Below are 20,051 nucleotides of genomic sequence, written 5' to 3'. Positions count from 1 at the left end.
TCGCCTCTAGCAAGTTACAGGTGAACAATCTCCATTAATCTACTGGTGATAAATATCTTATGGATACCCCAAAAAAGAGCCCGGATACGCCTGATACATCAAAAAATACGAATGATGCTGAGTTTCGCGGCACAGTCATTCCTTCGGTTGGTAGTGCTCCCTTGCGGGATAAAATTGCCGCGGAGCAGGATAGTTTCGCCGGTGACAGGCTCATCAAGCAAACCGCTGAGCAGATGCAGACGGGTTCCAGCAATTCGGCAATGACCGATGTTGTAAACAACTCAATTGATACCTCAGTGAGCAAATTGGGCCTGTCGATCACCAGTGCCATTGATAATGCCGGAGGTGGGGCTGTTCAGGTCGGCAATGGCGCCACAATTGATGACGTACGTCCAACACTCAGAGGCGAGGGCGAGCCTCTCACTCGGATTCAACTCTTCAGCGATGGCAAACACGTGGGCAATGTCGTTGTCGACCAACTGGGTTACTGGCAAATAACGGTATCCAACATTTACGCTCTTGAGCCTGGAGAGCATGTGTTCACGGTGGTTGATGCCGCGGGCAATGTCTCCGAACCTTTTACGCTCATAGTCGACATCCCTGAATCGTCTCGACCAGTCATCGATGTGGTGGTTGATAACGCTGGTGTGCCGGTTGACATCGCTAATGGTGGTACGACAGACGATAGCACTCCGACGATCCAGGGGCGCGGAGAACCGGGCAACCAAGTGTTTCTGTATGACGAGGATAGGTTGATCGGTTCTGCATTCGTCGGGCCGGATGGCAGGTACTCCATTGAACCTGGCAGCCGGCTGGCGCCGGGCGAGTACAACCTCAGGGTGTTCATGAACGGCATTCCATCGCATTTATTCACACTGAATGTGACCGATGAAACCGAGCCATCCAAACCGATGATCGACTCAGCTTTTGACGATCATGGAATGGTGGGTGAAATTGCCATTGGCGGTACCACTGACGATACGACACCAACCTTGCATGGCAAGGGTGAGCCAGGTTCTCAGATTAGGGTTTTCGACAACAATAGTTTCATCGGTTACGTCGATGTGGACTCTGCGGGAAACTGGACCTTCATTGTTCCGCCGCGGGTACCGGGTGAACACGTGTTTACCGTAGAGAACACGACAAGCGCAGGAATTGTAACGTCCGATCCGTTTACTTTGAACATAGACGCACCGGACTCGGCCAAGCCGGTGATCGAGTCGGCCTTCGACAATTTCGGTGTGATCGGTGATGTCGCCAACGGCGGCACGACCGACGATAAAACCCCGACCTTGAGTGGCAAGGGCGAGCCGGGTACTCAAATCAAGATTTACGACAACGGTCGCCACATCGGTTATGCCATGGTCCAACCTGATGGCAACTGGATGTTCCCCATTCCCCAGTCGCTGGTGCCTGGCGAGCACGTGTTCACGGTAGTGAATGCTGGCGTCAGCTCTGATCCGTTCACCGTGAACGTTGGCGCACCGGACTCGGCCAAGCCGGTGATCGAGTCGGCCTTCGACAATTTCGGTGTGATCGGTGATGTCGCCAACGGCGGCACGACCGACGATAAAACCCCGACCTTGAGTGGCAAGGGCGAGCCAGGTACTCAAATCAAGATTTACGACAACGGTCGCCACATCGGTTATGCCATGGTCCAACCTGATGGCAACTGGATCTTCCCCATTCCCCAGTCGCTGATGCCTGGCGAGCACGTGTTCACGGTAGTGAATGCTGGCGTCAGCTCTGATCCGTTCACCGTGAACGTTGGCGCACCGGACTCGGCCAAGCCGGTGATCGAGTCGGCCTTCGACAATTTCGGTGTGATCGGTGATGTCGCCAACGGCGGCACGACCGACGATAAAACCCCGACCTTGAGTGGCAAGGGCGAGCCAGGTACTCAAATCAAGATTTACGACAACGGTCGCCACATCGGTTATGCCATGGTCCAACCTGATGGCAACTGGATCTTCCCCATTCCCCAGTCGCTGATGCCTGGCGAGCACGTGTTCACGGTAGTGAATGCTGGCGTCAGCTCTGATCCGTTCACCGTGAACGTTGGCGCACCGGACTCGGCCAAGCCGGTGATCGAGTCGGCCTTCGACAATTTCGGTGTGATCGGTGATGTCGCCAACGGCGGCACGACCGACGATAAAACCCCGACCTTGAGTGGCAAGGGCGAGCCAGGTACTCAAATCAAGATTTACGACAACGGTCGCCACATCGGTTATGCCATGGTCCAACCTGATGGCAACTGGATCTTCCCCATTCCCCAGTCGCTGATGCCTGGCGAGCACGTGTTCACGGTAGTGAATGCTGGCGTCAGCTCTGATCCGTTCACCGTGAACGTTGGCGCACCGGACTCGGCCAAGCCGGTGATCGAATCGGCCTTCGACAATTTCGGTGTGATCGGTGATGTCGCCAACGGCGGCACGACCGACGATAAAACCCCGACCTTGAGTGGCAAGGGCGAGCCAGGTACTCAAATCAAGATTTACGACAACGGTCGCCACATCGGTTATGCCATGGTCCAACCTGATGGCAACTGGATCTTCCCCATTCCCCAGTCGCTGATGCCTGGCGAGCACGTGTTCACGGTAGTGAATGCTGGCGTCAGCTCTGATCCGTTCACCGTGAACGTTGGCGCACCGGACTCGGCCAAGCCGGTGATCGAATCGGCCTTCGACAATTTCGGTGTGATCGGTGATGTCGCCAACGGCGGCACGACCGATGACACCAAACCACTCTTGAGTGGCCAGGGCGAACCCTTTACCCAACTCAAGGTTTACGACAAAGGCAATTTCCTCGGTTATGCCAATGTCGACCATATGGGCAAGTGGATTTTTAATGTGGTGTACCCACTCGGGAAGGGCGAGCATGTATTCACGGTGGAAGGCGCTGGCGTCAACTCGGACCCGTTTACACTGACCATTAGCGAACCGGATTCAGTGAAGCCTGTGGTTGATACCGTGATCGACAATATCGGTGACACGAGTGTCATTGTGAGCGGTGGCACTACTGACGATGCGCGGCCCACTTTCAGTGGCCACGGTGAGCCGTCCACGATCCTCTTTGTCTATGATAAAGGCGAGCCGATCGGCAGCGTAGAGGTAGGGGCGGACGGTAGCTGGAGTTTTACCAATCATGCCAAAAGGCTGGGCGAGGGTGAGCATGTGTTCACTTTTGTCGGCGCTGGAGTGACCTCAGATCCGTTTGTGTTGAATGTGGAAAATGTTCCCGAATCGCGTGCTCTGACCATCGACAGTGCTTTCGATAGTGAAGGTCTCGAGACCGGGACTGTTGAGAGCGGTGCGACGATCGATGACCAACTTCCGATGTTCAGCGGGCGCGGAGAACCTAATGCGCTGTTGTGGATCTACGACAACTATCAACTGGTTGACCAGGTTATTGTCGATGCGCAAGGCAACTGGACATTCGAGCCCGAGAAGCTCAATAACCTGGATCCGGGAGAGCATATTTATATGGTGCTCTCTGACGGGGTGTATTCCGAGCCATTCGTGTTGAATGTAGTTGAGGCCGGCGCCATGGTGGGGGGGGAGGAGGTTGAGGTGTTGACGTCCGATGACCTGCCATTGATGTCTGAGTTACTTCAACCAACTGACGAACTGTTTGCTGGCGAAGCTGACATCTCGCCAGTGGGTGAAGGTGGTTTGGAGCTGTCCGCCGATGAATTCGACGCTAGCCTGAATCATGGCGGATCACCTGTCGAAACGAATGGCAGCATTGTTGTAGCAGTCCCACCTGTAGAGTCGGCGGAGTTGTGGCAGCAACAACCGTATACGCTCTAAGGTAAGGCGTTGGGACGGCCGTCCTGCAATAGGACGGCCGTTTTTGCTGTACCCCCCCCCGCCTTGGTGGGAGGTGCTGCAGGCTGTGATTTTTGATCTTTCTTTTGAGTAGATCGCGGTGGCGTTGAATCCGACGGTCCTCAAGCATGTTGTGGCGCTGTGGGAGCAACTTGGAGACACATCTTATATCGGCGCAATTGCATTGGTTGTGACCAATGAAATCTATCCCTTCATCCTTCATATATTGCTGACTTGCCAGCCACGTAAGCGGCTGGCGATTCCATCTTGCTGACTTGCGCCGGTTGAGCGCCCGATCTTACTACCCCTGTAGGAGATATCGGCCGCCCTCGGCGAGCCCAAAACTTGTGGCAACCAGTTAGTGGGTTTCCAGGTTCATCAAACCACTACAACTGAGGTCTTCCTTAGGCCCCTGCCTTGTGGCGTCAATTATCAGAGTGGAGCCGCATCTTTCATTGGTGTGCCTCGGATAAACGCTCAAGGTCGCTGGTATCAGGCAGCTCACCGGCGATGGATTCAAGAATGTCGGTCACGGTCAAGAGACCGATAAATCCGTCACGCTCGTTGACTACAAACGCGATATGAGTCGACTCTCTACGCATTTGCTCGAGTGCATTAAGAATCGTGAGGCTTCCCGACAATCTGAGCGCGGGGCGTGCTAACTCTACAATTTGCAACTCACTGCCCGCGAGTAACGCTTTGAGCACATCTTTCTTGTGAACGAAAACCTGAATTAAACTCAAGCGTCCATTGCTGCTGACCGGCAATCTGGAATGGGTAGATTGCATCAAGGCACGTTCCAGATCTGTCCGCGGACTGCTCAGATCGAGCTGATCAATATCATCGGCAGGTGTCATGATTGTCCGAATGCTACGTTCGGCCAGCCTTAGCACCCCACTGATCATGACGCGTTCGCGTCGATCAAACACCGGTTCTTCGCTCTCGCTGTCGACCATGTCAACGATCTCATCACCAACCTCATCGAGCTCCAGTTTTTTACCTCCCAACAGACGCATAACGGCGTGTGCCGTTCTGACGCGCATCGAGTGCTGCCCCTGCAAAGACTTTTTGCGACGTGCACGGGCAATCTGGTTGGACAACTCGATGAGGATTGAGAAGCCAATGGCCGCGTAGAGATAGCCCTTTGGAATATGGAAGCCAAGACCCTCAGCCGTAAGACTGAAGCCGATCATCATCAAGAATCCCAGACATAGCATGATCACCGTGGGGTGTGAGTTGACGAAATGGGTCAACGGCTTACTGGCGACAATCATGATACCGATGGAGAAGATAACAGCGATCATCATGATCGAGAGTTCATCAACCATCCCTACGGCGGTGATCACTGCATCCAGCGAGAAGACCGCGTCAAGCACCACAATCTGCAAGACGATCGGCCAGAACAGCGCATAGCTGACGTTGCCCGTACGTTGCGCTACATGCCCTTCGAGGCGCTCATGAAGCTCCATCGTCGCTTTGAACAGCAGGAACACACCGCCGAACAGCATGATCAGATCTCGGCCGGAGAACACATGATCAAATACCGTCACCAATGGCTTGGTCAGCGTTACCATCCAAGAAATACCCGCAAGCAGGCCCAGCCGCATAAGAAGTGCAAGCGAAAGCCCGATTAGTCGTGCCCGGTCGCGTTGCTCTGGCGGCAATTTGTCAGCAAGAATTGCAATAAAAACAAGATTGTCTATTCCGAGGACCAGCTCCAACACGATCAGTGTCAGCAAACCAAGCCAAGCGGTAGGGTCAGCAATCCATTCCATAATTAGTTACTTGCTCTCAGAGGGAGGGGTATTTTTATTAGTCGTTAAAGATGTAGCACGCAGAGAAAATACCCGCTAGAGAGCGAGTGTTTTCTCTTCGTTAGCAAAGTTCCGTCAGCGCTCTTCGAATTGTTCGAGCGCTCGAGCCAGGCTTGCATCTGAAAGTTCCCCTAGATGACTGCTAAGTAATTTTCCATCTGCACTGTAGAACAGGGTCGTTGGTAACGCCATCGAACCCACGACCTGGCCAAGTCGTCCGCCTCCGTCAAATAAAATGTTACTCAGGTTTAGCTCCTGGCTGGAGAGGAACTTATTGACAATGTTCGATCCCTCACCTTGGTTCACGAAGAGAAAGTTCACGTCTGGACGCTCTTCCTGAGCTTTCTGCAGCACGGGCATTTCACGACGGCACGGTGGGCACCAGGTGGCCCATAAGTTGATCACTAGTGGACGCCCCTGGTAGTGCGTGAGTTGTACGGTCTCCCCTGTGGTCGTGCGCACAGGTATTTCCGGTAAGCGCGTACCTTGCTCGTAGACACTCAACGATAGTGTCCCGAAACCCCACAGGAGCATGCCACTGATCACCGACGCCGCCAGTGGCCGACGCAGGATGGCGCTTTTCCAACCCAGGATCAGAGCCCCCAATACCCCCGCGATAATGCCCGGCAACGGGAGAAAACCGCCATCACGCATATCGATGATGCGCCAGAGGTCAGTCCCGTAGTGTTCCCTGTAGATCAGAACAAAGCTCGCTCGGGCTACCAGAAGCCCCAGCATCAACAGCCAGAAAAGTACCGAGTCCAAGCGTTCCCCACCCTTTTTGGCCACTTGACGTCCAATCAGGGTAGCGACCACTAACGCGCTGATCAGCAACAGATGGCTCAGCGAAATGACAAAACTGCCAATATTGAATGTAAGCATCAACGACCTTCCTTAGCTTGGTTCCAGCTCTGAAGAAACGCCTCGGCGTCAACCTGCCCGGTAATACGCTGACTACGACGCTCCTCTGCGTCCGGCCCGATCCATAAAAAGCTCGGAGGGCCCGGTACCTTGTAGCGGCTTAACAACTCACGGCTATCAGCGTTGTCAGCGGTGACGTCCAGGCGTAGCAGCCGTACATCCTTCAAAGCGTCCATGACGGGGGTTTTGCCGAACACTTCCTTTTCCATCACTCGGCAAGACACACACCAATCGGCGTAATAATCTAACAGCACCCATTGACCACTTGCCTTCGCCGAGTCCAGTTCATTCTGTAACTCAGTTGGAGACTTGATGGTGGAAAATGCATCATGCCCAGATGGTTGCGACGCAGTGCTGGCAGTGCTGGCAGTGGTTGCGCTGTAGACCTTCAAGGGGCGCCAGAGATCATCGGAGCCGCCGGCAGCACCGACGGCAAGCAAGCTACCCCAGACACCGAATACGACCGAAGCTATACCGAACATATGAGTCGTCCGGGTTGCTGCCTGGCGTTGATGCCAGGCAGCATAAGCCAGGATCAGCGAAAGCGTGCCCCACAGACCGATCCAAAGCGATTCATCCAACACCGGGCGCAACATGTAGATCGCTGTAGCCAGAAACAGGAAGCCGAAAGCGCCTTTGAGCAGGTTCATCCACGCCCCTGGCTTGGGCAGGAAGCGGTTGCCGACAGTGACGAGCAATAATAAGGGCAGGCCAATGCCTAGGCCCATGGCAAATAGAATAAGACCGCCGTGCAGTCCGTTACCGCTTTGCGCGATGTACAACAGCGCACCGGCCAGGGGGGCGGTCATGCATGGACCCACCAATAGTCCGGACAACGCGCCCAAGATGCCGGCCCCCACAAGGCTGCCACCATTACGCTGGCGGCTGGCGTTTTCCAGGCGATCGCGAAGGGCAGCGGGTAACTGCAATTCGAAAAACCCAAACATCGGCAACGACAGCAGGATGAAGATCGCAGCAAAACTACCCAGCACCCACGGTTGTTGTAGTAACGCCTGGAGGTTGGCACCCAGCATGGCGGCGAGCACTCCCATGGCTGCATAGACCAACGCCATACAAAACACATAGCTGCCAGCCAAGGCAAAACCGCGCCACGGGCTTGCGCCGCTGCCAACTACCAACCCTGCAAGAATCGGCAGCATGGGAAGAGAGCAAGGGGCAAACGCCAACAGCAAACCCAGACCGAAGAAGATTAGCAGGCTCCAGCCAAGAGCTCGTTGCTGAAGGCCACTGGCAAGCGCCTGATCGGGTGCTTCGGCAGGAGTGGTTGCTGGCGGGCTACCGCCTAGGTCAACGACCACCGACTGCGGTGGATAGCACAAGCCGGCATCGGCACAGCCCTGCCAGCTGACTTTGATTTTACCGCGGGCCTCGGCTGGAAGCTTCAACTCCAGCCCCTGCCGATAGACTTGCTGGGTGCCGAAAAACTCATCGCTGTGAACTTCACCGTCAGGAAACGGCGGAGCGTTTTCTTGGGCCAAGCCATCGAATGTTAAACGTTGTTGATACAGGTAGTACCCGTCGGCGACTTGCCAGTAGAGCTGAGTTTCCCCTGAGGAAAGACGCTGAGAACTGAACGTAAATGCTTTTTCTGCGGGAAGAAACTCAGGTTTAACATCAAATAGACTGTCTCCTGCATGGGAAAAGCCTGATAAGAGCATTAACAGTAGAGTAAACAAACGGTACATAAGTAGGCTCTTTCTTGAGAACTTGTGAAGGGTAGCACGAGGTGATTAAGCTGAAATTAAAAATAAACTGTTATTAGTCCGTGCCCGCGCACTACTGCAGCGCTATATGAAATTGATGAATACCAATCAATGGGATCTATTTAAATTGTGACCGCTAGGTATTACTTGCGCGGCATGAGTCATTTCTCGACGGCCACCTGGTAAGTTGGACAGCGTCTGTCCCCCGCCTGCATTCCGCCGCACTGCATAGGAATGAATAATCGGTTGTTATTTACTAACTTTGACGCGATTGCGGATCAACTTCATTACGGTCAGAAGGAAGCCGGTACAAATACGACCGCTAGCGTCGCAGTGATCCTCCCTCCGATCACCGCGGTGCCAATAGCCTGCTGGTTCGCCGAGCGGGTACCGGTGGCTATTCCCAATGGCACCTGCGTCCATTAAGAAATAAAGTCGCGATGAAAGAAATAGCAGACATGCCTTGTCATGGCGGCCATTACCAATAAATTCGCTAGTTCAGGAAAAGTGGTATATCGGAGACTGCTCGACTGACTACCTCTGACCTTTTGCTGCCTGCCGCCGGGGCGCGATCTGAAACTCTAGTTCGCAACCCTTTCGAAAAAATTGATCAGCCTAATCTAAGCCCGGTCATTCCACACATTATCGCTGCCGAAATCACGGCGCTCAGCAATACTCCAGACCACCAAAGTCGATTTGCTGTCGAAATTTTAGCGCCATGGGCAAGCATCAGTACGCGCAGTCCGCAGACTAAATGTGCCAACACGAAGAAAACACCAAGCGCGTAGTGCGGCAGAAGCCTAATGTTCCAGGCATCGTGAATCAACCCAGTAGGCAGTCCCGCGGCGAATGCCCAGTCGGTAGGGATGTCTAGCCAAGTCCTGGCGAAGATGAATACCGAGTTCATGTGTCCCAGGATAAATATTGACATGAACACTCCTGTCGCAATCTGGAACATCCGATAACGATCAGCTGATGTTTCGCTCCATGTCCATACGAGGCGCAGACCGCTGAATATCTGGAATAGCATTACGACCACTAAAAGTGGCTCGAAGACTTTTGCTCGATAAATTGTCCGGCCGATATCCATTACGGCTGCGTGTGCTTCGGGGCTAATGAGGCCAAACAGATGGTTGAAAATATGAAAAAGAACGTAAACCGCCGCAATAGATCCTGCGATCCCATGAGCCACTCGCAGACGTGAAGACGTATGGGGCTGCTGTACGATGACAGCGTTCGTGCTTCGAGACGCCCAATATCCAAATAACAACCAAGCAGGTGTCCAGATCCATGTGTCTGGAATTTTGCTGCCGCCCATATAGGTGAGCACACCGAAGAAGACATAAACCGTTGGTGCGGTCACTGCGAACAAAGCAAATCGCCGCGCGCGAACATTTTGCGCAGTTGTGGTTGAGGTTTGCTGGGGACGACTCGCGATCAACAAATTGATCAGCGGTACGGCGAAGGCTGCGACCAGCAGCAAAGCTGCCAGTAAAGTAGCGCCAGCGGGGATTGGAGCGACTTGGGTATTAGCGACTGATGGGGTGACGGACCAGTGGAAGGCATCGAGAATCCAAGGATATATAGCTGCCGTTAATGCCGCTATCCACACCGTCAAGGTTGTACCAATAAATGGCTTGCTGCTTACGAGCGCACCCTCCAGTTTTGAGTAGGTCGGCATCGTGGTGCTCCTGCTGCCGACGCACTACGGCCTTCGACAATCTTCAGTAGTTATTTTTGGAACCGCTTACAGTTGCTGGACGAAATGCATTCCTTTCGCCAACAAACCTTCACGAAAATAGAAACGTTGTGCCAGATGCCTATCCAGTCCGGTATCGAGTACGAGGTAGTTGCAACCAAGTTGCTTGCCTTCGTCGCGCACGCTTTCCAGCAGTCTCGCTCCCAGTCCTGAATTTCGTAGTGCAGCATCGATAACCAGATCGTCGACGTAGATAAAACGCCCATAGAGCAGGTTTTCGGACTCCCGAAATCCGATGAGTCCTGCCAACTGCTGGTCCTGCCAGAGTCCTGATAATCGATACCCCTCATGGGATTGGCGATTGAACTGTTGGGTAAATGAGGTCACGTCGCCCAAGTTAGGCCGTAGCTGGCGCATTAATTCAAATCCAGCAGTGATCTCAGCTTCGCTTTGCAGCATTTTGAACACCCACCGTTGCATACGCGCCGTCTCACCGAAGATTAGGCGTTACAGCGTATCGATCTTATGGCTTATCCTGTAGGGCCAAAAATCGTAAAAATGACTAGGACATTCAGGTGGACAATCTGCTGCTTAAGGGCGAAGTAGTACCTGCACTCTATCGTCAAATTTACTTGCGCTTCCGTGCGTCGATCGCTGACGGTAGATTGAAACCTGGCGATCGAGTGCCTTCAATCCGGGCGCTAGCATCGGAGCTGAATCTGGCCCGAGGCACTATCGAGTTGGCGTATCAGCTATTGATTAGTGAGGGTTACCTGCTTGCACGTGGGGCGGCTGGAACGGTTGTTTCTCCGCTGATTAAATCGATACCAATTTCTTCTAAATCATCACATGTCTTATTGCCGCAGTATTCACTCATCCATTCCGGGGAGCTTCCGCAGCCATTTCAAATGGGATTGCCCGCCCTGGATGCCTTCCCTCGAAAGCTATGGAATCGAATCGCTTCATACGAATTGCGCAACTCATTTTTGGATGGCGCAATTTACCCTGACGCCAAGGGGCATGCGTCGTTACGAAGGGCGGTCGCGGGCTATCTAGGAGTTTCCCGAGGGATAACCTGCACCCCGGAGCAAATTTTTATCGTCGCCGGCTACCGCGCAGGTCTTGATCTGATAAGCCGCAGCCTTTTGCAACCGGGCGATAGCTGCTGGGTTGAAGATCCAGGATATTTTGCAACTCACGACTTTCTTCGAGAGGCTGGCGCCACCTTGGTACCGGTTCCGGTTGACAGTGATGGGATGGTTGTCGAAGCTGCTGTTGAGCACGTTCCTGATGCTCGTTTTGCAGTAGTGACGCCTACTCACCAAAGCCCACTGTGTGTAGCGCTGTCGATGCCGCGCCGCCAAGCATTGTTGGAGTGGGCAAACCTTAAGCAAAGTTGGATCATTGAAGACGATTATGACAGTGAATATCGCTATCACGGTCGGCCCCTACCCGCACTCAAGAGCCTGGACGTGCAAGACCGCGTTTTATACTGCGGTACATTTAGCAAAGTGCTGTTGCCGGGGCTGAGATTGGCTTATTTGGTGGTGCCAGAAACACTAGTTCCACGCTTCGCTGAGCTGGCCGACAAAATGCAAAGTCATTGCCCTCAGCTTTGGCAGGTGACGACTGCTAAGTTTATTGAGGAGGGACACTTCGGGCGACATCTTAAGAAAATGCGGAATTTGTACGCGCATCGGCGACAGCTGCTGGTAGATGCATTAATCGAAAAACTGGAGCATCGCCTGTGTGTCGATCATCAAGTAGGGGGGATGCATCTGCTGGCGCGTCTTGATAAGGGCGAGGACGACCGCGAAATTTGTAGACGAGCTAAACTCGCCGGGCTTCGTGTTGAAGCCTTGTCTAAATGGTACCTGAAAGCAACGTCTGTACATGGCTTGCTCTTGGGTTTTACCAACGTAGTGGACAAGGAGCAGGCATCGGAGCAGGTAGAGCGACTTGTTCAAATAATGTAGGGAGAAAACTTAATAGCGATGCTCTAAATAGTAGACCGATTATGATGTCCACAGGTGACTGCCTCCGCAGCAATTGCAATCTAGTTGAACTGAGAGATCGTCATTCGTCAGTCTGTATCGTCCACAGTGGGTGGACGGCTCATGAATTCGGATTCCCAATCTGCAAAGGCCCGAACTCGTTAAACAGATGGCGGATTTAGGGATATACCAAGCTGATTGGAAAAATCTTCAGTTTCCAGTTTGGTAGTACCTCCACCAGATCCCCAGACATTAAGTAGGGCGCCGCTTCCGCGCGTGGCGCGAATCCGACTCCCGATCCGGCCAAGCATCCGGCTAGTCGCTCAGATAAATCTTTGGGGACTGAGCGCATAAACCTCTCAGCCTTCATAAATTGTGGTCAATTTCTTAAAGCTTTTCTTAAACCAGCCAAAGAAACCCACCTCTAGCGTCGTGTACGCCTTTGGGCATGGGGTTGAGCAAAGTGGCACAAAGGGCAGGCGTCAGGGCGAGAGACGCGGAGTGGAGCAATGGCAGTCCCGATACCTCGAGAGCCACCCTCCATTGTGCTGTTCTTTAAAATCTAATGACTCCATTTTATTTTCTAATGACCACCGAAGGTAAGGTAGGCATTAATTGCAATAGGCTGTATAAACTAAAATTTTATAATGTCACTTATGGAAACGTTTCAGACGTATCTCATGTTTTGTGCGGAGCGCGGGGGCGGCAGCTTCGCCCACTCAATGCTGGAGCGATACCAGTTGTGAAGTAAGACTTTCGCCAATCCGAACGTGCGTCTCGGAGTGTGGCTTTTCAGCGCTGCACCACGGTAATCCCTCTAGCAATATCCCTGTATCACGACAATTTCACACATGGCGCCTTGCCTGTAACGTTCCTGCCAGACGGCTGGTTATGCCTAGCTGACTCCATTCTTTATGAAAAAAATTCCAATCGTAGTGAAAAGTCATGGGTGTGGCGACTAGGGTAGGGCGCCTGTCCGCGCTTGCCAAGGGGCGCTGCGCATTTTGATCATTAACTTGTCAGTTACGGTCATTGAGTGACAGCGATGCGACTCTTAGTCTGTCGAACATGACTGACGGGGGACACAGAGCTCCCGCAATTTCCGTGATTGCTCGTTGTGGAGTTACCGATGACCGCCGCTCATTACCCGCACCTGCTGGCCCCGCTGGACCTGGGTTTCACCACGCTGCGCAACCGTACCCTGATGGGTTCGATGCACACTGGCCTGGAAGAGAAACCGGGCGGTTTCGAGCGCATGGCGGCGTACTTCGCCGAACGTGCCCGAGGCGGCGTCGGCCTGATGGTCACCGGCGGGATCGGCCCGAACGACGAGGGCGGTGTGTATTCCGGCGCGGCCAAGCTGACCACCGAGGAAGAAGCGCTCAAACACCGCATCGTCACCCGCGCGGTGCACGAGGCGGGCGGCAAGATCTGTATGCAGATCCTTCACGCCGGCCGTTATGCCTACAGTCCGAAGCAGGTAGCGCCGAGCGCGATTCAGGCGCCGATCAACCCGTTCAAGCCCAAAGAGCTGGACGAGGAAGGCATCGAGAAGCAGATCAGCGATTTCGTCACTTGCTCGGTACTGGCACAAACCGCCGAGTACGACGGCGTCGAGATCATGGGCTCGGAAGGGTATTTCATTAACCAGTTCCTCGCTGCGCACACCAACCACCGTACCGACCGTTGGGGTGGCAGCTACGAAAACCGTATGCGCCTGCCGGTAGAAATCGTGCGCCGCGTCCGGGAAGCGGTCGGACCGAATTTCATTATCATTTTCCGTCTGTCGATGCTCGATCTGGTCGAGGGTGGCAGTACCTGGGAAGAAATCGTCATCCTGGCCAAAGCCATCGAGCAGGCCGGTGCGACCATCATCAACACCGGCATCGGCTGGCATGAAGCGCGGATCCCGACCATCGCCACCAAGGTGCCGCGTGCGGCATTCAGCAAGGTTACGGCCAAGCTGCGCGGCTCGGTGAGCATTCCGCTGATCACCACCAACCGCATCAACACCCCTGAAATCGCCGAGCAGATTCTCGCTGAAGGCGATGCCGACATGGTCTCGATGGCGCGGCCGTTCCTTGCCGACCCCGACTTCGTCAACAAGGCTGCCGAAGGGCGTGCCGATGAAATCAACACCTGCATCGGTTGCAACCAGGCGTGCCTCGACCACACCTTCGGCGGCAAGCTCACCAGTTGCCTGGTCAACCCGCGTGCCTGCCACGAAACCGAGCTCAATTATCTGCCGGTGCAGCAGATCAAGAAAATCGCCGTGGTCGGCGCCGGGCCTGCCGGGTTGTCCGCTGCCACCGTGGCTGCCGAGCGCGGGCATCAAGTGACACTGTTCGATTCGGCCAGCGAGATCGGTGGCCAGTTCAATATCGCCAAGCGCGTACCGGGCAAGGAAGAGTTTTTCGAGACCCTGCGCTACTTCAAGCGCAAGTTGCAGACCACCCACGTCGAGGTGTGCCTGAACACCCGTGTCGATGTGGCCAAACTGGTTGAGGGTGGTTACGACGAGATCATCCTCGCTACTGGCATTGCGCCGCGTGTGCCGGCGATTCCGGGCGTCGAGAATGCCAAGGTGTTGAGCTACCTGGATGTGATCCTCGAGCGCAAACCGGTGGGCAAGCGTGTGGCGGTGATCGGTGCCGGCGGTATCGGTTTCGACGTGTCGGAATTCCTTGTGCATGAAGGCGTGGCCACCAGTCTGGATCGTGCCGCGTTCTGGAAAGAGTGGGGCATTGACACTCATCTTGAGGCCCGTGGTGGTGTGGCCGGGATCAAACCTGCGCCGCATGCGCCGGCCCGTGAAGTGTTCCTGTTGCAGCGCAAGAAAACCAAGGTGGGCGATGGCCTGGGCAAGACCACCGGCTGGATTCACCGCACGGGGCTGAAGAACAAGCAGGTGCAGATGCTCAACAGCGTCGAATACCTGAGCATCGACGATGAAGGCCTGCATATCCGCATCGGCGAAAGCGGCGAGCCACAGCTGCTGGCGGTGGACAACATCGTCATCTGCGCGGGGCAGGATCCGCTGCGTGAACTGCATGACGGGCTGGTGGCCGCCGGGCAGAACGTGCACCTGATCGGCGGTGCCGACGTGGCGGCGGAGCTGGATGCCAAGCGGGCGATCAATCAGGGTTCGCGTCTGGCCGCCGAACTCTAAAACCACACATCTCCACTGTTGATCATTCCCACGCAGAGCGTGGGAACGATCAATAAACCAAAATCAAAAGATCGCAGCCTGCGGCAGCTCCTACAGGGGATTTTCTGGCTGTTAGAATGTGATCTTTTTCAGATTTTGCCTTGCCCATGTTTTTTCCATCCCAAGCTCCCCTCGAACATCTTTGTCTGGACTGGCTCACCACCGCCGGCATCGAAGTCGCGATCCTGCGCCTCGATCAGATCGACCCACTGATCAGCGGCAACAAGTGGTTCAAACTCGTCGAACACCTCAAAGCCGCCGACCACGCAGGCGCCGACGGCATCATCAGCCTCGGCGGGGCGCATTCCAATCATCTGCATGCCTTGGCCGCGGCGGGCAAGCGTCTGGGGTTCAAAACCGTGGGGCTGTTGCGTGGCCATCCGCAGGAAACGCCGACGGTGAAGGATCTGCAAGCATTCGGCATGCAACTGCATTGGCTGGGTTATGGCGGCTATCGGGCGCGGCATGAACCGGGTTTCTGGCTGCCGTGGCAGGCGCAATATCCGACGCTGCATGCGGTGCCGGAGGGCGGTGGGGGATTGCCTGGAGCACTGGGCTGCGCAGCACTGAAGGTTCAGGTCGATGCGCAGTTGAGCGATCTGGGCTGGATCGATTACCACGGTTGGTGGCTGGCTTGCGGCACGGGAACGACGTTGGCTGGGCTGGCGCTGGTCGAGGCCGGCAAGCGTCCGGTGTACGGCGCGTTGGCCGTGCCTGACGACCACGGGGTCGCGCCACACGTCGAGGCGATCGTTCGCGAGGCAGGCTTGGCCACAGCGGATTACCAGTTGCTCGACGCCAGCCGAGGCGGTTTCGCCAAGGTCGATGCGCAATTGCTTGGCTTCATCGAACAGACCGAACAGCTCAGTGGTGTGCCGCTGGAGCCGCTGTACACCGGCAAGGCGTTACTGGCGCTCAAGCAGCAGGTCGAAGCGGGCCGGTTTGCCAGCGGCACGCGACTGATCTTCGTGCATACCGGCGGACTCCAAGGACTCCGAGGCTTCAACCGTAATTCCTGAGTAGAAGCGAGCACCCTGTGGCGAGGGGATTTATCCCCGATGGACTGCTTGGCAGTCCCGCGGCTTGATGGGGTTGCTTCGCAACCCGTCGGGGATAAATCCCCTCACCACGATGGCGTTTCCATTCCGGACAATCAGCGATCCGCCCGTTTTGGCATCATCCGTAGCAACGTGTTATCCCTCACCACGTAATGGTGATAAATCCCCGCCAGCGCATGCAGCCCGATCAGCCAGTAACCTGCCGTGGCGATCAACACATGCCAGCCTTCAACCTGTTTGGCGAACGCCTTGTCCTCGCTTACCAGCAGTGGCAGATCGAAACCATAGAACATCACCTGATGCCCCTCGGCGCTGGTGATCAACCAGCCGAGAATCGGCATGCCGATCATGAACAAGTACAACGCCCAGTGCATCAAACGCGCCAGCAGGGTTTGCCATTGCGGCGAAGCCGGGAAGATTTTTGGCGCCGCGCCGACGCTGCGGGCCAGCAGGCGAAACCACACCAGCACGAACACAGTCAGGCCCAGCATGTAGTGGGCTTCTTTGATCAGCGTGCGTCCGCCACTGCCCTTGGGGAACAGACCACGAAATTCCATGCTGGCGTAGACCAGCACCAACAAAACCAGCATCAACCAGTGCAGCAGGACCGATACGGTGCTGTAGCGAGATTCGGAACTTGTCCACGGCATACGGTGTTTCCTCACAGATCAGGGTCGAAACGGGCCGTTCTTGGGCGACGGCATGTTTTAACTGTAATCCGCTTTGACGGATTTGCCTGAGGCTGATCGGTCTTTCAATGCGCTGAATCAAGGTGCAGCCAAAAAAACGCCCCTGTCGATAAGACAGGGGCGTTTTTTCATACGGCGCGGGGCAGATCAGCTCGACTGCGGCATCTCACCATTGGCCAGACGCTTGTTGATGTCGGCAATCACTTCCGGCAGATCAGTGATGGTGTCGATCATGTAGTGCGGGCGCGAGCTTTCGAACAACGCGTGGATGCGCTTGCGTTCGCTGGCCAGCTCATCGCTGCCCAATGCACGGAACCCTTCGTAATCCAGACCCAGCGCGTTGCCCGAGCAGATCAGCGCAACCGTCCACATCCCGGCGCGACGGCCCTCAAGAATGCCTGGCACGGTGTCGTCGATCTTCACGCAAGCGCCGACATCATCGATGCCCAGCGCGATCACGTTGGCCAGTGCCTGGGCTGGCCATGGGCGGCCATTTGGCACTTCGTCGGTGGCGACCACGTGGTCGGCGACGTAGCCATTGGTGGCGGCCAGTTCCACGACTTTATCCATCACCGGTTTCGGGTAGCCGGAGCAGGAGCCGATCTTGATCCCTTGCTGGCGCAGGTTGGCGATGGTTTCCAGGGCGCCGGGAATCAGCGCCGAGTGTTCGGCGATTTTCTCGATCTGCAACGGCATGAAACGGTTGTAGATCGCGGTGACGTCATCGTCGGTCGGGGTGCGGCCGAACACCTTGCGATACCGCTCGGCGACCTGCGGCTGATCGCACAGGGTGCGGATGTGATCCCACTTGCCCATACCCATCGGCCCACGGGCTTCTTCGATGGAGACCTGGACGTCGAACTCGGCGAACGCTTCGACGAAGATCTGCGTCGGGGCGAAAGAACCGAAGTCGACCACGGTACCGGCCCAGTCGAGGATGGCGGCTTGCAGTTTGGTTGGGTTGGTGTAGTTCATGGCGAAAATTCCTGAGTTGGCAATGCAATTCAAAATGTGGGATTTGTGGTGAATCAGATTTCGAGGACTTCCATCTCGCGCAGCACTTCACCTACCGCCGCGACCGCTTCGCGCATCTGCGCCGGGCTGACGTGGCCGATGCAGCCGACGCGGAAGGTTTCGACCTGGGTCAGTTTGCCGGGGTAGAGGATGTAGCCCTTGGCCTTGACCCGTTCGTAGAAGTCCTTGAACTGATAACGAGGATCGGTCGGCGCGTGGAAGGTGGCGATGATCGGCGCCTGAATCGCTGCCGGCAGGAAGCTGCGCAAACCGAGTTTGGCCATCTCTTCCATCAGCGCCTGACAGTTGGCGGCGTAGCGCGCATGCCGCGCCGGCAGGCCACCTTCTTCGTTGTATTGCAGCAAGGCTTCGTGCAGCGCCGCGACCACGTGGGTCGGCGGGGTGAAGCGCCACTGGCCGGTCTTCTGCATGTAGGTGTGCTGGTCGAACAGATCCATCGCCAGCGACTGCGAATTACCGGCGGCAGCGGCCAACGACTCTTTACGAGCGAAGACAAAACCCATCCCCGGCACACCTTCCAGGCATTTGCCAGACGCTGCGATCAGTGCGTCGAAAGGCACTTGCTGCGCATCCACCGGCAAGGCACCGAAGGAACTCATGGCATCGATGATCAGGCGTTTGCCGTGTTGCTCGATAACCTGGGCAATTTCCGGCAACGGATTGAGGATGCCGGTGCTGGTTTCGCAGTGGATCAGCGCGACATGGGTGATATCACTGTCGGCGCGCAGCAGACGATCAACGTCGGCAGCAGTAGTCGGTTCATCTTCAGCGGTTTCGAAAGTGCTGAACGAACGGCCGAGCACTTCGCAGATTTTCGCCAGACGCTTGCCGTAGGCACCGTTGATCAGCACCAGCACCTTGCCGTCGCGGGGTACGAGAGTGCCGATGGCCGCTTCGACCGCAAAGGTTCCACTGCCCTGCAACGGCACGCAATGGTGAGTGGCGGCGCCGTTGAGAATCGCCAGCAATTGCTCGCAGAGGCTGGCGGTCAGTTGGTTGAAGCGGTCATCCCATGACCCCCAGTCGACCATCATCGCCTGGCGGGTGCGGGCCGAAGTGGTCAACGGGCCGGGAGTGAGCAGGATGGGTTCGGCAATACTCATTCGTGTGTCCTCGGAAAGCGCTGTGGGATGAAGCTACGGGGCATACGTTGCAATTCGCCGTTGCATCAATCAAATTGTTTGTTGTTATGCCAGCCATCAGTGAGGGTTATTCATGAACTTGTTCCAACTGCGCGCCTTCGACGCCGTCGCCCGTGAAGGCAGCTTCACCCGCGCCGCCGCGCGGTTGTTCATCAGCCAGCCGGCGGTCACCGGGCACATCAAGTCGCTGGAGGAGCACTACCAGATCACCCTGTTGCGGCGCACCGCGCGACGGGTGGAACTGACCGAGGAGGGCACCAAACTCGCAGCGATCACCCGGGCCATGTTCGGTCTGGCGGAAGAAGCGCAGACGATGCTCGAAGCCAACCGTCAGTTGCTGACCGGGCGCCTGGAAGTGGCGGCTGATGGGCCGCACATGGTCATGCCGATGCTCGCCAGCCTGCGCGCGCGGTATCCGGGGATTACCGTGAATCTGCGTCTGGGCAATGCACAGGAAACCCTCGCCGCACTGTTATCGGAGCACGCCGATGTCGCGGTGCTGACTGAAGTCGAGCCGCGCAAGGGACTGCATCTGCAAGCACTGAATGAATCTCGGATTTGCGCGTTGGTGCCGGCCGGACACCCTTGGGCAGAGCGTGCCGCAGAGGTGAAGCTCAAGGAACTTGATCAGGTGATCATGGTGCTGCGCGAGCCGAGTTCGATTACCCGGCGCACGTTTGATCAGGCGTGTGCGCAGGCGTCGATCCATCCGCGTGTGCTGCTCGAACTGGACAGCCGCGAAGCGGTGACGGAGGCCGTAGCGGCGCAGTTGGGGGTTGGCGTGGTGTCGTCGGTGGAGGTCAGCCATGACCCACGAGTGGTGGCGATTCCGATTGTCGGCGAGGGGCTCGTGAACCGGCACATGATTGGCTGCATGGAGCGGCGGCGGGAGTTGCGGTTGATTCAGGCGTTCTTCGGCTTGGCGCCAGTCTGATACACC

The 20,051-nt window shown here is 55.9% G+C and carries 13 protein-coding genes; 5 read left to right on the top strand and 8 right to left on the bottom strand.

Features of this window, described 5'->3' with window-relative positions:
* Nucleotides 1-59 precede the first annotated feature (59 nt).
* Complete coding sequence (locus tag ACA069_RS18120; protein ID WP_497614728.1) at nt 60-3,809, top strand: Ig-like domain-containing protein; 3,750 nt, start codon at nt 60-62, stop codon at nt 3,807-3,809.
* Between the two features lie 470 nt (nt 3,810-4,279).
* On the opposite strand, the gene ACA069_RS18115 is transcribed toward ACA069_RS18120, so the two are convergent.
* The 5 genes from ACA069_RS18115 to ACA069_RS18095 all read right to left on the bottom strand — a co-directional run bounded on the left by ACA069_RS18115 (nt 4,280) and on the right by ACA069_RS18095 (nt 10,444).
* On the bottom strand, nt 4,280-5,602 hold the full coding sequence (locus ACA069_RS18115) for a TerC family protein (RefSeq protein WP_497614726.1): 1,323 nt from the start codon (nt 5,600-5,602) through the stop codon (nt 4,280-4,282).
* Between the two features lie 114 nt (nt 5,603-5,716).
* Nucleotides 5,717-6,523, bottom strand: coding sequence for a prolipoprotein diacylglyceryl transferase family protein (locus ACA069_RS18110; protein WP_497614724.1), 807 nt, complete (start codon nt 6,521-6,523; stop codon nt 5,717-5,719).
* The gene (dsbD, locus tag ACA069_RS18105) at nt 6,523-8,268 is read right to left on the bottom strand and encodes a protein-disulfide reductase DsbD (RefSeq protein WP_497614723.1); all 1,746 of its coding nucleotides are present in this window, start codon (nt 8,266-8,268) and stop codon (nt 6,523-6,525) included. Before dsbD ends, ACA069_RS18110 begins: the two co-directional genes overlap by 1 nt.
* A gap of 628 nt (nt 8,269-8,896) precedes the next feature.
* Nucleotides 8,897-9,967: a hypothetical protein gene (locus ACA069_RS18100; RefSeq protein WP_497614721.1), complete on the bottom strand. Its 1,071-nt coding sequence runs from the start codon at nt 9,965-9,967 to the stop codon at nt 8,897-8,899.
* Nucleotides 9,968-10,033: 66 nt separating this feature from the next.
* Complete coding sequence (locus tag ACA069_RS18095) at nt 10,034-10,444, bottom strand: GNAT family N-acetyltransferase (protein ID WP_497614719.1); 411 nt, start codon at nt 10,442-10,444, stop codon at nt 10,034-10,036.
* Between the two features lie 116 nt (nt 10,445-10,560).
* On the opposite strand from ACA069_RS18095, the gene pdxR reads away from it, so the two are divergent.
* The 3 genes from pdxR to ACA069_RS18080 all read left to right on the top strand — a co-directional run bounded on the left by pdxR (nt 10,561) and on the right by ACA069_RS18080 (nt 16,206).
* A complete protein-coding gene (gene pdxR / locus ACA069_RS18090; protein ID WP_497614718.1) occupies nt 10,561-11,961 on the top strand; it encodes a MocR-like pyridoxine biosynthesis transcription factor PdxR in 1,401 nt (466 codons plus the stop codon).
* Nucleotides 11,962-13,108: 1,147 nt separating this feature from the next.
* Nucleotides 13,109-15,148 (top strand): 2,4-dienoyl-CoA reductase FMN-binding domain-containing protein, encoded by a 2,040-nt coding sequence (locus ACA069_RS18085; protein ID WP_497614716.1) that lies wholly within the window; start codon nt 13,109-13,111, stop codon nt 15,146-15,148.
* Between the two features lie 146 nt (nt 15,149-15,294).
* Complete coding sequence (locus tag ACA069_RS18080) at nt 15,295-16,206, top strand: 1-aminocyclopropane-1-carboxylate deaminase/D-cysteine desulfhydrase (RefSeq protein ID WP_497614714.1); 912 nt, start codon at nt 15,295-15,297, stop codon at nt 16,204-16,206.
* A gap of 134 nt (nt 16,207-16,340) precedes the next feature.
* On the opposite strand, the gene ACA069_RS18075 is transcribed toward ACA069_RS18080, so the two are convergent.
* From ACA069_RS18075 to ACA069_RS18065, 3 genes are all read right to left on the bottom strand, one after another.
* Nucleotides 16,341-16,895, bottom strand: a complete 555-nt coding sequence (locus ACA069_RS18075; protein ID WP_497614712.1) for a cytochrome b — start codon at nt 16,893-16,895, stop codon at nt 16,341-16,343.
* 186 nt (nt 16,896-17,081) lie between these two features.
* Entirely contained in the window at nt 17,082-17,909 is an 828-nt protein-coding gene (phnX, locus tag ACA069_RS18070; RefSeq protein ID WP_187680475.1) for a phosphonoacetaldehyde hydrolase, read from the bottom strand.
* A 53-nt stretch (nt 17,910-17,962) separates the two neighbouring features.
* A complete protein-coding gene (locus tag ACA069_RS18065) occupies nt 17,963-19,072 on the bottom strand; it encodes a 2-aminoethylphosphonate--pyruvate transaminase (protein WP_497614710.1) in 1,110 nt (369 codons plus the stop codon).
* A gap of 112 nt (nt 19,073-19,184) precedes the next feature.
* Between ACA069_RS18065 and ACA069_RS18060 the strand changes: the two genes are divergently transcribed.
* On the top strand, nt 19,185-20,045 hold the full coding sequence (locus ACA069_RS18060) for a LysR substrate-binding domain-containing protein (RefSeq protein WP_497614708.1): 861 nt from the start codon (nt 19,185-19,187) through the stop codon (nt 20,043-20,045).
* The last annotated feature ends 6 nt before the right edge of the window (nt 20,046-20,051 follow it).

It is taken from the genome of Pseudomonas sp. LBUM1652, from assembly GCF_059716105.1.
Note: the sequence above shows the minus strand (reverse complement) of the source record. Positions and strands in the feature narration are given on the sequence as shown.

What these genes read in the sequence shown, in the direction of transcription:
- ACA069_RS18120 (WP_497614728.1), top strand. Translation starts at nt 60, where the DNA reads ATGGATACCCCAAAAAAGAGCCCGGATACGCCTGATACATCAAAAAAT.
- ACA069_RS18115 (WP_497614726.1), bottom strand. Translation starts at nt 5,602, where the DNA reads ATGGAATGGATTGCTGACCCTACCGCTTGGCTTGGTTTGCTGACACTG.
- ACA069_RS18110 (WP_497614724.1), bottom strand. Translation starts at nt 6,523, where the DNA reads ATGCTTACATTCAATATTGGCAGTTTTGTCATTTCGCTGAGCCATCTG.
- dsbD (WP_497614723.1), bottom strand. Translation starts at nt 8,268, where the DNA reads ATGTACCGTTTGTTTACTCTACTGTTAATGCTCTTATCAGGCTTTTCC.
- ACA069_RS18100 (WP_497614721.1), bottom strand. Translation starts at nt 9,967, where the DNA reads ATGCCGACCTACTCAAAACTGGAGGGTGCGCTCGTAAGCAGCAAGCCA.
- ACA069_RS18095 (WP_497614719.1), bottom strand. Translation starts at nt 10,444, where the DNA reads ATGCTGCAAAGCGAAGCTGAGATCACTGCTGGATTTGAATTAATGCGC.
- ACA069_RS18085 (WP_497614716.1), top strand. Translation starts at nt 13,109, where the DNA reads ATGACCGCCGCTCATTACCCGCACCTGCTGGCCCCGCTGGACCTGGGT.
- ACA069_RS18080 (WP_497614714.1), top strand. Translation starts at nt 15,295, where the DNA reads ATGTTTTTTCCATCCCAAGCTCCCCTCGAACATCTTTGTCTGGACTGG.
- ACA069_RS18075 (WP_497614712.1), bottom strand. Translation starts at nt 16,895, where the DNA reads ATGCCGTGGACAAGTTCCGAATCTCGCTACAGCACCGTATCGGTCCTG.
- phnX (WP_187680475.1), bottom strand. Translation starts at nt 17,909, where the DNA reads ATGAACTACACCAACCCAACCAAACTGCAAGCCGCCATCCTCGACTGG.
- ACA069_RS18065 (WP_497614710.1), bottom strand. Translation starts at nt 19,072, where the DNA reads ATGAGTATTGCCGAACCCATCCTGCTCACTCCCGGCCCGTTGACCACT.
- ACA069_RS18060 (WP_497614708.1), top strand. Translation starts at nt 19,185, where the DNA reads ATGAACTTGTTCCAACTGCGCGCCTTCGACGCCGTCGCCCGTGAAGGC.